Source organism: Clostridiales bacterium (assembly GCA_014799665.1).
In the GTDB taxonomy this organism is placed as follows: domain Bacteria; phylum Bacillota; class Clostridia; order Christensenellales; family Pumilibacteraceae; genus Anaerocaecibacter.
In genome coordinates, this window is sequence record JAAVHP010000004.1 from 215,071 (window position 1) to 227,787 (window position 12,717).

Consider the following 12,717-nt stretch of genomic DNA (forward strand, 5'->3'; position numbering starts at 1 on the left):
TCGTGTAATGACCTGGTTAATTTGGTGCACGAATGAGCGCCGACGTTAATAAGGAAGGAATAGAATGATTTTTGAAGAGGCAGGGTCGGCGCTCGTTTGTGTTATTTTTGATTTTTAATGGATAAGTCTTCGCGCCGGTGTTTGCCGCTTGCGTTAGAAAATCTGTTCACATCTAAGCAAAAATCACACCCTACCTGGTGATGTAATTTATGCATCAGCCGAAGTGGAAAACATCTTACAATAACTAAGGATTATTTGGAGATTTATGGATTATCCATTTATTGATCAACTACAAGAACAGCTACTTTTGGATTCGTTTTCTATTTTTTGCGGGGCGGGCGCAACAGCGGATTTAACCAGACGGAAATGGGAAGACATTTTTCATGAAAAGACAAAACAATTCTATGATGCAAAGTTATCAAATGACATTTATTTGCTTTCTGATTTTGAAAAGAATTATTATAACGCCGATAATTTTTACAAAGACATAAAAAGAAAGTTGTCTGTTACAAAAGGTTTATCTAAGCATATTGAAGCTATTATCAAACTTAATTTAAATCAAATATGGACAACTAATTTCGACGTAATTATTGAAGATGCAATATATAAAAATTACGGAGTTCAGCCAACTGTCTTGTCTACTTCAAGGGACTTATTAACTAAAAACTTGAATTCGGAACATATAGTTTATAAACTGAACGGCACCATTAATGACGAGAATTCCATGGTGCTGACCAAAACAGATTTTTTTGAGTATTTTAAAAAGCAACGATTATTTTTTGAATTACTTAAAAGACAACTCGTCTTAGACAGCTTTTTATTTATAGGATATAGTTTTCAGGATGATTTAGTACTTAATGCTTTACGAGAAATAAAGGAAGTATTCCCTGAAAACGGAAAAATACATTATCGATTTACTATTCGGGAAGCTGTTAAAACAACTTCCGAACATGCAGCGCTTAAAGAAGAGTTTACGAAATATGAGCAACAATATTTCATGGATAAATATAATATTCAATCCATAGTATTAGATAATTTTTCAAATATAGACGACTATTTAAATGAACTATATCGTAGATTTTGTAATCACAATATACTATTTTGTGGTTCGTTTCGTAGCATAGAAAACGATTTGCGGATACACATTGAACAAATAATAGATGAAGTTATACGTGAGTTATATAACAACAAGTTTAATATATACTCCGGTAATGGGCGGGGACTCGGAGAAATTATTGTAGCCAGAACAAGGCTGCATGCGAGAATGCCATATAATAGATTTGTTAATCGTCCGCTAATTTTTACAGGAGATAGCAATAAAATTAAACAGGAAAAAAACGAACAAATCGAAAAAGATTGTAATACTATGTTAATATTTTGTGGTCAAGATGAAAAATTAGGAAACAGTAGAAATGTTATTAATCAATTTAAAAAATTTATATCCAACAATAATAGTGGAAAATTAGTAATACCTGTTCCATCCACAGGATATGCCGCAAAAGAAATCTTTAATTCTGATATATATAGGGATACATATACTTATAAAACGATGTCTTCCGAATTAAATTTACTCAATTCAATGAGTAATCCAAAAGAAATTGCTAGCTTAATTGTAAATTTAATTCTGCGATATCGGAAAGAGCCTTAAACACTCAATAACGATGATGTTTTCCATTATTTGGAGCTCACGTTTCTCATCAAAGATAGAATTCATATAGCAATTACTGTAGAATAAGAAATTCATAGTTTTTTTATAAAAATACTCACATGTATTACGAAAAGTAAGTGTTTTAAATATATTAAATAATACACCTATACGCATAAATATATTTTTCTTATCTATGTTATCATAGTCGCGTAGCAAGTCGAAAACTAGTGTTTCAGGATCAGCAGCTGCTAAATATTCATGTATAGTTTTTATTGGCGAATGCTGGAGTTTGTCTTCTGTTATTTTTGCGACAATATGTAGAGATAAACCTAGGAAATCGTTTTCTGATTTTATTTCTTTATAAACAAGTGTTTTACATAGGATAAATCTATCATCTATTTTTTGTGGTGCATTCCCAATAAATACAGGAAAAATATGTAACTCTTTACGTTTATATCGTTCAACCAGTATATCATATTCTTCAAGACAAATATTGCCGTTTTTAAAATTATCCGAATAAAACACTACGGCATAATCAATAACGTCGTTTTTTACTCCTTGTTCAATATTCGCAAAGTATCGGTTATCTCCCAGAAAAATATTTCGTCTATCATACCAAGTTTCAATACCGAAATTGCCGATATATTGATTAAAATTATTAATAAGTGGAAATCTATCCAATACAGCAAAACACAAAAACAACATAATGAGCCTCAACGATTCCCTATAATATCAATGACACAAGAGATAATTTCTTCAATATCTTCTGTGCTCTGCAAATCGGATAATAATTGGGGATTATCCTTTTTTATTTCATCAAAAATCTCTTTCGCTGCGCCGTTGGTTGAGGGAATAGGTATCATTTTTAAATTAAGTGATTTCGCTAACTCATATTCTTCCATTGTACCCTTATCTCCTGCAATAAAAATTATGCTCTTGCATTTTGATAATAGACTTAACCGATGCTTGGTTATATCATCTTTAGGAAGAAATTTAGGGATGGGATCTATAATTAATTTATCATGTATATTATCGTATCCCTTTTCCTCCAAAAATTTTAACGCTGTTCCGAAAATATAATTACCTATATGACTTCCCGCAGCGCTCACAAGGAAATATTCATTAGAAAGTATCTTTTTGCTTAGTGATTTGCAAAGATTTAAAATCGTTTCATTCCCAGATATCTTTTTGACACTCCCTGAAATATAAATATAATGTTTTTTTACTTCGTTAGTCAAATCATCAATCAATTGGAAAAATTCATCTTCATCCGAAACGGTAATAACATTAACGTTATAATTTTTTTCTAAATCATCTATATAGTAATTAAATGTTTCAGAATTTTCTCTAAAAACAATTGCATAATGCTTAGGAGCGTTACCGATAATTGAATTGATACTTCTCAACTGATGCTTTATCAAACCATCTTTAAAACTATAGCCTATAAACAAAAAATTATTAATAATTAATTCCCTTTTTAAAAAGTATAGGAAGGTTGTTCTTTTACTGTGGTAATCTTCGTAATCGTTTCTTGTTATAAATAAATCTTTTCTGGCTACTATATCTCCTCCGCATTTAAATACGTTTACTTTGCTTTCCGATACCATTTCTAAATTATCATCTGCAGTAATTACATTAAACCGAATTCGATTGTTTTCTAATGATTTTTCAATAACTTTATCAAAATTTGTTGTCCAAATGTTATGAAAATTTAACGATAAAAAATCGGACAATTTTTTATTTGGGCAAAGCGGTATGTTTATTTGTTCGTTTATTAGGGCTTCCAAGTTATGGCGACCGTGCTTTAATTCATAGTACTGAGCTATTTGAGAGAAATCCGTGCTTTTTTCTAATGGAATATGCAGATCGTCAGCACACTTTGAAAACAACTTTTCCCAAGATGGTAAATTGGAATTCATTGAAAAACCGGCGCCCAAAAATAAACTTGCGTTATTTTTAATTATAACTTTTGAATATCTTTTAATAAAATCCTCTTTTTTCATTATATTTTCCTCCAAATAATCCTTAGTTATTGTAAGAATAAATGATATATTTCGCATTCTTTTGTATCGCCAAAAGCACATAATTCGTATAAAAGCGGAACAAATTGCATGTTTTTATCTTTGTAAGGTGTTAATGTAGTTCAGTAAAGTGCACCACAATAGGAGGTAAGTTTTTGTATTTCTATTTGTGCAACGACGGGGATAGGGCGAACTTCCATATATGGGACAAGAGGTTTTTTTAAATCGAAGTTACGGAAGGTGAGTGGAAAGCTCTGCGTGAGTTGGATAGATTTGAATATAATTACTGGCATCGGCTTTACCGCCATAATGAGCCTTTTTCGGAAGACGATGAAGTACTGTCTCCGTGCAAACAGAAAAGGTGTGTAAACAAAGATATCCCATTTTCTACTCTTTCAAACGAACGGTTAGATAGACTTCGAGCTTTAAGCACATTAACACCGCAAGAGCAGAAAGGGTATTCTGGAGCTTTATTTTTGTGACTCGTTTGTATGGTGTTAAAAATTATTTACTGAAATTACTTGCATTTTGTTAATGAATCATCTATAATAGTCTGAATTTAATTTTTGGCGGTGTTTGTAGTGAAAGCCAGAATGATTTTGACAGACCTTGACCATACATTGCTCCATTCCGACGGTAGCATATCGGCACGCACTAAACATGTTCTGAATGAATGTCAAAATCGAGGCATTCTTGTTGTAATTGCTACCGCCCGATATTGGATAGGTGCAGAACCGTATATTGAAGAACTCCAACCGAATTACGAAATAACGACTGACGGCACACTTATTCATCAGCGTGGAAAGCAAGTATATAGCTGCAACATGAACGTTGAAGACGCAAATCAAATTGTAAACGATTTGCTTGAATATAATTCGAGAACAGAAATAACCGTAGCGTCTGGGCGTCAAGTCTATTGGAATAGCCAACGCATATCCGAATCAAAAAAATTACATAAAGCTGTTTATAATGATTACAGCAAACCGCTTGAATGTCAAGTAAATAAAATCGTAGCCGAACTGTCTAACGGCGATATTGCAGTAGATATAGCTAATAAAAACAATTGCCGCTTACAATGTTACCGAAATGATAATTGGTATGCCTTTCTACCTAAAAATGCAGGCAAGATACAAGCGATTTGTGAATTGGTAAATATGCTTAATATCTCGTTGAATGATATCGTATCTTTTGGCGACGATATTAACGATATAGAAATGCTCAAAATTTGTGGCACCGGTGTTGCTGTAGATAATGCCGTTGCGGAAGTAAAGGCTATTGCAGATTGTGTCACACTATCGAATGATAATGACGGTGTTGTGGATTGGATTGAAAATAATATACTATTAGATGGAGAACAGTGATTATCTGCAATAGCAATAATTTAATAAAGAACAAAAAAATAAATCCGAACATGGGTGTTCGGATTTATTCGTGTCTGGTGACCTTGCAGAAACTCGCGTCGAGCCGCAAGATTGGAATATGTGGCGATATTTCGGCGTTTTCAAAGTATGTTGTGCCTTGTGTCGCCCAAATTAATTTTATAACCGAATAAATCTATATTGCAAGATTATACCTACTTAAAATTAAGCCCTTTATGTCAATGCCTTTTCAAGTTTGATTAGTTTATCTTCCATAGGGGTATTGCTTTTTGTGAATTTGTAAAGCATTCTCACGGCGGTGTTTCCGATTTGATACCCGTTTTGAATGATGGTTGGAATATTATAATCGAGAAGCTCGCAGATTACGTTGGAGTCGTCGTCGAGAAACACCACGCCGAAATCTTTGCCGATCGATTTGTTAAGTTTGCGTAAGGCCTTGATCAAGAATAGGGCGGAATTGCCGCTTCCCGTGATACAGCCCGTAATTTGCGGATTGTCTTGAAGGTATTGACAAATATCGGCATAAAGCCTGTCGGTATCGTCCATATAGCCGTCGACAAACATAATATATTTTCTGTATTTGCCCTGTAAATGATCGTTCAGCGCATTCTCGTATCCGTCCAAGCGCTGGCGCACCGACGATATTTGACGTGAAAGAGTAAGGAACAATATATCTTCATGCCCGTTTTTAAGCAAATACTCTGTCGCATTATAACCTATATAAGTATGGTCGGACGATACACAGTTTATATTCAAGCCGTAAAGTCTTCTATCGATAAAAAGAGTGGGGAACCGCGACATAGATAGCGACATTATGCTATCGTTATAGTGGTTTTCGTCCACCGGCATGAGTAAAATACCGGCGCAATTCAGCCGCATTGCCGTTGCGATATTGTCGCGTTCGAGCTGCGTAGAGTTGGACGAACTCAGTATAAGCAGCTTGCAGCCCAATTCCTGCACTGCGGATAGCATTCCGCTGCAAATGTTTTGCACGAAGTGGCTCGACACCTCGGGAATAATAAACACAAAACAGTTCGCCGGATTTTCTTTTGCCGTAAGCGTGTATGTGTTATTGTTGCGCTGAATAAAAGTACCTTTCCCTTTGATCCTGTATATGACCCCTTCTTCTTCCAATAAAGAAAAAGCTTTGCGTACCGATACGCGGCTTGCGTCGAAGCGTTTTTCAACTTGCGTTTCGCTCGGCAGTTTGTAGTCGGGATTATCCCTGTTTTCCACGACGAGCCCGATTAAGTAATTCTTTATCTGTTCGTAAATATGTAAGTTAGCCATGACACCATTCTACACCCTTTGTTTTATAATGTCAAGAGGTTGTATTATTTTTTGCAATTTTTAATACATATAATACAACTTTATATCGAATTAGTATTGACTTTACTGATAAATATCGGGTAATATATCGATATACAAAGATTTATGGGCGTTAAACTGAAAATATGTATTTGTTTTCAATACAGGCGCTTATGAAATATCGAATACAGGGGTTTAATGATGAAACCGTTTATTGACAAATTGATGAAAGAAAAATTGCAATGCGCGAAGTGCGTATTGCGTGATTTTGTTTATAATCGGTTGACTGCGCTTGAAATGGTTTTTGCAAAGACCGCGGAACCTGTTGCGTTTTCAGATAGGATGAAGCTTTCCTACGCGCCCATAAAAGAAGGGGAAAAATGGAGCGACGACGTATGGGATTGCGGTTGGTTTCACGTTACGGGCAAGATCCCCACTGCGCCCGCAAACCGCGAGTTGTATCTTGCGCTGGATTTCGACGGCGAGGGGTGTATATTTGATTGCAACGGAGTGCCTATTCGCGGAATTACAAATGTTTCGAGCACTTTCGATCGCGAACTCGGTTTGCCGGGCAAAAAGTATGTTGCTTTGTCTGAGTGCGTTAGAAGCGGTGACGACGAGATTGATATTTGGATAGAAACGGGTAACAACGATTTGTTCGGTGATACGCATACGGGCAGTGTTATTGAATGTGCGATTGTTGCGTGTGATAGCGAACGGCTTGCACTTTTTTATGATTATGCTTTTTTGCTTGATCTTATAGAAAGCGTGCCTGATGAGGATCCGCTTCATTATACGATAGCTTATGCGCTCGAAAAGGTGGCGGTGCTCGCTTCGATAGACATGAACTCCGAACTTATCTCACAATGCCGCGATATATTAAAGCCGCAGCTCGAACGGAAGAATATAGCCGATCCGCTGTTGAAGTTTTATGCGGTCGGGCATTCGCATCTTGATTTGGCGTGGTTATGGCCGATCCGCGAAACACACCGAAAAGCAGGGCGCACGTTTGCCACGGCGGTCGCGAACCTGGAAAAATATCCCCATTACATATACGGTGCAAGCCAGCCTCAGCAATTCGAATGGGTAAAGAACGAATATCCCGCGCTTTATGAGAAGATCAAGGCGAATGTCGCCGAAGGGCGTTTCGAAGTACAAGGCGGAATGTGGGTCGAAGCCGATACGAACATAACGGGAGGAGAGTCGCTCGTTCGTCAATTCGTTTACGGCATGAAATTCTGGAAGGATGAATTCGACAAAGAGGTCGATACGCTGTGGTTGCCCGACGTGTTCGGGTTTTCGGGTGCGATCCCGCAAATCATGCTCGGTTGCGGTTGCGAGAATTTCGTCACGATAAAGCTAAGCTGGAACATGGTCAACCGCTTCCCGTATCATTCGTTTAAATGGCGCGGAATAGACGGTAGCGAGGTGCTTGCGCATATTCCGCCTGCCGAAACCTACAACAGCTCGGCATCTGCCAAGGAATTGCGAACGGCGGCGGGAACGTATTCCGAGCGCGGATTGTCCAAAAATGCGCTCATGCTTTACGGAATAGGCGACGGCGGCGGCGGTCCGGGAGAGGGACATCTCGAAAACACGATACGAGCTAAAAACATCTGCGGAGTACCTAACGTTACTTGCGCTACTAGCAAAACGTTCTTCGCCGAACTCAAAAAGGAAAGAGACGCGCTCCCCACCTATAAGGGCGAGATATATCTCGAACGCCACCAGGGCACGTACACGTCGCAGGCTAAAAACAAGCTGTACAACCGCCGCATGGAAACGGCGCTCGGCGTTTACGAGTTTGCGCAGGTCGTTACCGATACCGCAAAAGCCGAGAAGGACATAACCGACAGGCTGTGGAAAGAAACGTTACTGTATCAGTTCCACGACATACTTCCGGGTTCGTCCATAAAGCGTGTTTACGACGGCGAAACTTTGCCAACGTATAAACAAATGCTTGATCAAGCGACCCAAAGAACGGGCGAGATTTTGAGCGTAACAGGCAATAGCCTGTGTGCGGTGAACGCAACCTCGTTCGCAAGAGACGAGTACGTAAAGGCCGACGGCGTGTGGTATCGCGCAAAAGCCGAGCCGTATTCGGTAGCGAAGCTTAAAAAAGCGGACGGCAGTTACGGCGTTTACGCCGACGCGACTACCGTAGGCAACGAGCTTGTGGAAGTAACGCTGTCGGGGAGCGGTGCGGTACTGTCCGTAAAGGATAAACGCAACGGGCGCGAGGCGCTTAAAAATAAATCGGGCGAGCTGCTTATATACGACGATTGCGGCAATGCGTGGGATTTTTATCACGGCTATAAAAACGGCAACGTCGAGAAATTCGAAAAGACGGAGATAATGCCGTTTATAGACGGACCGCGCGCGGGCGTAAAGATTAAATATGTTTACCGCAAGTCGACGCTTGTTCAGGAAATAAGCGTTACCGCGGGCAGCCCTCTCGTTCGTTTCGACGTAACCGTCGATTGGCAAGAACTCGAAAAAATGCTGCGTACCGATTTTTACCCGAATATCGAAACGGACGAGGTCGTGTGCGATATTCAGTTCGGCAACGTAAAGCGCAGTATGCTCGATAACAATTCGATACAAGCGGCGCAGTACGAGATGTGCGCGCATAAATGGGTCGATATGTCTGAGCTGACTCGCGGCGTCGCGCTCATCAATGACAGCAAATACGGATATGCGTGCAAAAACGGGTGTTTGTCAATGAACCTTCTGCGCAGTCAAAAGCATCCGTGCGTTTCGCAGGACGTAGGCGAACAAAAGTTCTCGTATGCGCTGTATATGCACGACGGCAACATTCACGATTCGGACGTAGCGGCAAAAGCGTATGCGTTCAACAGACCGCTCACGGTAGTCAAGTCAGCGCCCGTTTCTTCGCTTGTAAGCACCGATAATCCGCACGCCGTTATCGAAGCGATAAAACCCGCCGAGGACGGCAACGGTTATATCGTTCGTTTGTACAATGATAGACCGGACGCAATAACAACTAAGCTTACGGCTAACGGGTCACGGCTCGTGCTTACCGATATGCTCGAACGAGAGAAAGGGCAAACGGACGGAACGATCACAATGCACGGCTACGAAATAGTCACCGTAAGGGTGATCGCGTAACCCAAACAACAATTTAAAATTTATCCCCCGGGAGGAAAAATATGAAAAAGAAGATTCTAAGCATTTTGTCGGCAGCGGTTATAGCTTGCTCGGTCACTGCGCCTATGATCGCGTGCGGGAACAATGACGACGGTGTCGAAGTCGGCGATGACGGCACCATGACCGCGACCAAAATCACTATGTGGGTCGGCGGCAGCGAGTGGTCGGGCCGCAATTATCAAAACCTTAAAAACTTTATCAACTATTACAATAGTATAAAGCCCGACGGTTTCGAGGTGCAGTTGGATACGCCCAAATCGGACCTTGAAAAGTCGTTCCAAACCTCGCGTACTTCGGGAAGTCAGCCCGACGTAATGCTTTGGGATAGGTTCAACACCGCGACTTTCGGTACTAAATATTTGTACGGCGTAAACGATCTTATCGAGCGCGACGAGCTCGACACGTCGATATTCTATCAGCCCGCCATGCAGGAAATGACCTATGACGGCGTGGCGTACGGTTTGCCCATCGATATAGACGTTTGGGGCACGTACGTTAATATGAAGTTCGTGGAGCAGTACGACGCCAAGCAAACGGACGCGAGCGCAAAGATAGCGTCGCGGCTGAATGCGAACTGGACATGGGATGATTTGCTCGTGTCTGCAAAGGCGCTCAAAACCGTTTGCAACGCCGGCTATTCGTCGGGCGATCAGTATCAGCATTTGTTCAAGTATTACGTGTCCACCGGTCACGGCGACGAATACTTGAAGCCCGCAAACGACGGAGTGAAGGGCAAGTACGTAACAAACTTCGATAACGATTGGACCAAGAGCATACTCAATTACTTTAAGGAAGTCAATGCCGCGGACGTGGGCGGTACGCAGGAGGACGACTCGTTTACGAGCGAGATCCTTGCGATGGTAAATAAACCGCTTTATTACAATAACACGATCAAGCTTTATCCCAAAGTAGATAATTATAAATTCTTGCCCCAACCCCGTCCCGATACCGAGGGCGGCGTGAACGGCGGCATGATAGGCGGATACGGTATTGCATACCCCGCGCCGATGGATAAGTTTAAGACTCAGGCATGGGAAGCCCGTCACGAAGCCGCGTGGAAGTTTACAAAATGGCTTTGCACCAATAAAGACGCAATGCTTAAATGGACTGTCGACATAGGCTCGTTGCCCGCGCTTACCGAAGCGCTCGACGCCGACGAGTGCGTGGCGAATAATCAAGTGCTTGCCGACGCGCGGTCGTACGTTAAGGCGACCGACTCTAATGGCGATCTTGTTTACATGACGCGCCCGCAGGTTCCCAACTTCCTCACACTCCAAACGGACGTTATCAACCATACGGTCAGGTCGTTCATCAACGGAGACAAGACGCTTGACGATTGCATAAGCGACCTTACTTCAAATGGAAACAGCAAGCTTTCGCAAGGACTCAATTAAACGGGGGATATGATGAGAGCATCCGTCAAAAAAAGGCGAATGAGTAAAATGGAGAAAAAACAGGCTTTGCACGGCTACTTGTTTTTGTTGCCGACCGTAATCCTGTTTGTAATATTCTCCTTTGTTACCGTCATTATGGGGTTTGTATATTCGTTCACCGACATGGCGCCCGGTGCGCCGGATATGTTTAACTGGACGCTGTACAACTATAAATACATTTTTCAAGACAAAATATTCCTGCACTCGATCCTAAACGTATTGGTTTATGCGGCTATAAGCGTTCCGCTCACGATAGTGACTTCGCTTCTTGTGGCGGCATTGCTAAATCGAAAGCTCCGCGGTGTAAAGTTTTTCAGAGTTATTTACTACTTGCCCGCGGTTACGAGCGGTATTGCGACTGCTTTCGTATGGCGTTGGCTGTATAACGATACCTACGGATTGTTTAATACCATACTCACTCAGTGGTTTGGAATGAAACAGGGGATATCGTGGGTGTCGGCGCAAAGCTACTTCGCAATGTTCTGCATAGCTCTCGTATCTACGTGGTCGGGGCTCGGCGGCAATATGCTTATATATCTTGCATCCATGCAGTCGATAAGCCCCGAGCTGTACGAGGCGGCGTCCCTCGACGGCGCCAACGGGTGGCAAAAGCTTATGAAGATCACCGTGCCCATGCTGCGATCCACTACGTTCTTTATTATAACGATGAGCTTGATAGGTTCGTTCCAGCTTTTCGATATCGTGGCGCTTATCGGTGCAGGGGATAACTACTATACCCAAACGCCGGTCACTCAAATAGAGGCGTCGTTCCGCCACGGCGAGGGCGGCATGGCGTCCGCGCAGAGCGTGATACTGTTCATCGTTATTATGGTAGTCACTTTCCTGACACAGGGTATAGTAAAGGAGAAACAGGCATGACGAATGAGCTTACAGTAAAAAGAGCGTCAAAGGTAAAAAATAAAAACAGAAAGCGCATTATAACTAAGACGGTATTGTACGTCCTGCTCATTGTTGTTGCGCTCATAATGCTTGTGCCGTTCTATTGGATGCTGCTTATAAGCTTTAGACCGTTCGAGGAAATATCGTCGTTCCCGGTCAATATACTGCCGACAAGCTTCACAATAGATCACTACAAAACGTTTTTCGAATTCGGCGCGTTCAAGTTTATAGGCAATACGCTTATCGTAATAGTTGCGGTGTGCGCGTCGCAGTTGTTCTTTTGTACGCTTGCGGGGTATTCGCTCGCTCGGCTTGAATATCCGGGCAAGAAATTCATCACTAAGTTCTTTATGGCGACGATGATGATCCCCGGCATTATAAGCTTGATACCGTCATACATGGTGGTAAATGCGTTCGGTGCAGTGGATACGTTGTGGGGTATAATTTTGCCGGCAACGTACAGCATTTACGGTTGTTTGTTTATGCGCTCGTTCTTTATGTCTACGCCGAAAGAAGTGGCGGAATCGGCACGAATAGACGGCGCGAGCGAGTTTAAGATTTTTTGGAAGCTGTACGTCCCGATGGTAATGCCGGGCATAATGACCCTTGCGCTGTTTACCTTCAACGGTTGCTGGAACAACTATCTCTGGCCGAGCATAGTATTGCCGTCGATGGAACAGAAATGGGGCACGCTCGCGGTTGCGTTAAAGAGCTTTGAAACGGCTTGGGGATACGACTACGGCAACGTTATGGCGGCGTCCGTTATAATGGCTATCCCGAGCCTGCTCATATTCATAATCGGTCAAAAGTATTTCGTAGAAAACCAATCTTTCGCGGGTATCAAATAGTAGGAGGATCCG

General features: G+C 41.6%; 9 protein-coding genes. 6 read left to right on the top strand and 3 right to left on the bottom strand.

The annotated features are described in order from the left end of the window. Nucleotides 1–265: 265 nt before the first annotated feature. Nucleotides 266–1,648 carry a hypothetical protein gene (locus tag HDT28_01650; GenBank protein ID MBD5131289.1) on the top strand — a complete coding sequence of 461 codons (1,383 nt, stop codon included), beginning with the start codon at nucleotides 266–268 and terminating at the stop codon, nucleotides 1,646–1,648. On the opposite strand, the gene HDT28_01655 is transcribed toward HDT28_01650, so the two are convergent. Continuing rightward, on the bottom strand, nucleotides 1,619–2,329 hold the full coding sequence (locus HDT28_01655) for a TIR domain-containing protein (protein ID MBD5131290.1): 711 nt from the start codon (nucleotides 2,327–2,329) through the stop codon (nucleotides 1,619–1,621). The two genes, HDT28_01650 and HDT28_01655, sit on opposite strands and share 30 nt — an antisense overlap. Before the next feature lie 32 nt (nucleotides 2,330–2,361). After that, the gene (locus tag HDT28_01660) at nucleotides 2,362–3,651 is read right to left on the bottom strand and encodes a hypothetical protein (GenBank protein MBD5131291.1); all 1,290 of its coding nucleotides are present in this window, start codon (nucleotides 3,649–3,651) and stop codon (nucleotides 2,362–2,364) included. Nucleotides 3,652–4,250: 599 nt separating this feature from the next. On the opposite strand from HDT28_01660, the gene HDT28_01665 reads away from it, so the two are divergent. Continuing rightward, on the top strand, nucleotides 4,251–5,030 hold the full coding sequence (locus HDT28_01665; GenBank protein MBD5131292.1) for an HAD family hydrolase: 780 nt from the start codon (nucleotides 4,251–4,253) through the stop codon (nucleotides 5,028–5,030). A gap of 231 nt (nucleotides 5,031–5,261) precedes the next feature. On the opposite strand, the gene HDT28_01670 is transcribed toward HDT28_01665, so the two are convergent. Further along, entirely contained in the window at nucleotides 5,262–6,338 is a 1,077-nt protein-coding gene (locus tag HDT28_01670) for a GntR family transcriptional regulator (GenBank protein ID MBD5131293.1), read from the bottom strand. 243 nt (nucleotides 6,339–6,581) lie between these two features. On the opposite strand from HDT28_01670, the gene HDT28_01675 reads away from it, so the two are divergent. Genes HDT28_01675 through HDT28_01690 form a run of 4 tightly spaced genes read left to right on the top strand, consistent with a single transcriptional unit; the run spans nucleotide 6,582 to nucleotide 12,705 of the window. Next, a complete protein-coding gene (locus HDT28_01675; protein MBD5131294.1) occupies nucleotides 6,582–9,485 on the top strand; it encodes an alpha-mannosidase in 2,904 nt (967 codons plus the stop codon). Between the two features lie 41 nt (nucleotides 9,486–9,526). After that, nucleotides 9,527–10,918 (top strand): extracellular solute-binding protein, encoded by a 1,392-nt coding sequence (locus HDT28_01680; GenBank protein MBD5131295.1) that lies wholly within the window; start codon nucleotides 9,527–9,529, stop codon nucleotides 10,916–10,918. 48 nt (nucleotides 10,919–10,966) lie between these two features. Then, the gene (locus HDT28_01685) at nucleotides 10,967–11,836 is read left to right on the top strand and encodes a sugar ABC transporter permease (GenBank protein MBD5131296.1); all 870 of its coding nucleotides are present in this window, start codon (nucleotides 10,967–10,969) and stop codon (nucleotides 11,834–11,836) included. Continuing rightward, nucleotides 11,833–12,705: a carbohydrate ABC transporter permease gene (locus HDT28_01690; GenBank protein ID MBD5131297.1), complete on the top strand. Its 873-nt coding sequence runs from the start codon at nucleotides 11,833–11,835 to the stop codon at nucleotides 12,703–12,705. The genes HDT28_01685 and HDT28_01690 overlap by 4 nt, the downstream gene beginning before the upstream one ends. Nucleotides 12,706–12,717: the final 12 nt, after the last annotated feature.

Bases quoted from the DNA above. Each gene is read 5' to 3' on its own strand.
- HDT28_01650 (MBD5131289.1), top strand. From the start codon at position 266: ATGGATTATCCATTTATTGATCAACTACAAGAACAGCTACTTTTGGAT.
- HDT28_01660 (MBD5131291.1), bottom strand. From the start codon at position 3,651: ATGAAAAAAGAGGATTTTATTAAAAGATATTCAAAAGTTATAATTAAA.
- HDT28_01670 (MBD5131293.1), bottom strand. From the start codon at position 6,338: ATGGCTAACTTACATATTTACGAACAGATAAAGAATTACTTAATCGGG.
- HDT28_01675 (MBD5131294.1), top strand. From the start codon at position 6,582: ATGAAAGAAAAATTGCAATGCGCGAAGTGCGTATTGCGTGATTTTGTT.
- HDT28_01680 (MBD5131295.1), top strand. From the start codon at position 9,527: ATGAAAAAGAAGATTCTAAGCATTTTGTCGGCAGCGGTTATAGCTTGC.
- HDT28_01685 (MBD5131296.1), top strand. From the start codon at position 10,967: ATGGAGAAAAAACAGGCTTTGCACGGCTACTTGTTTTTGTTGCCGACC.
- HDT28_01690 (MBD5131297.1), top strand. From the start codon at position 11,833: ATGACGAATGAGCTTACAGTAAAAAGAGCGTCAAAGGTAAAAAATAAA.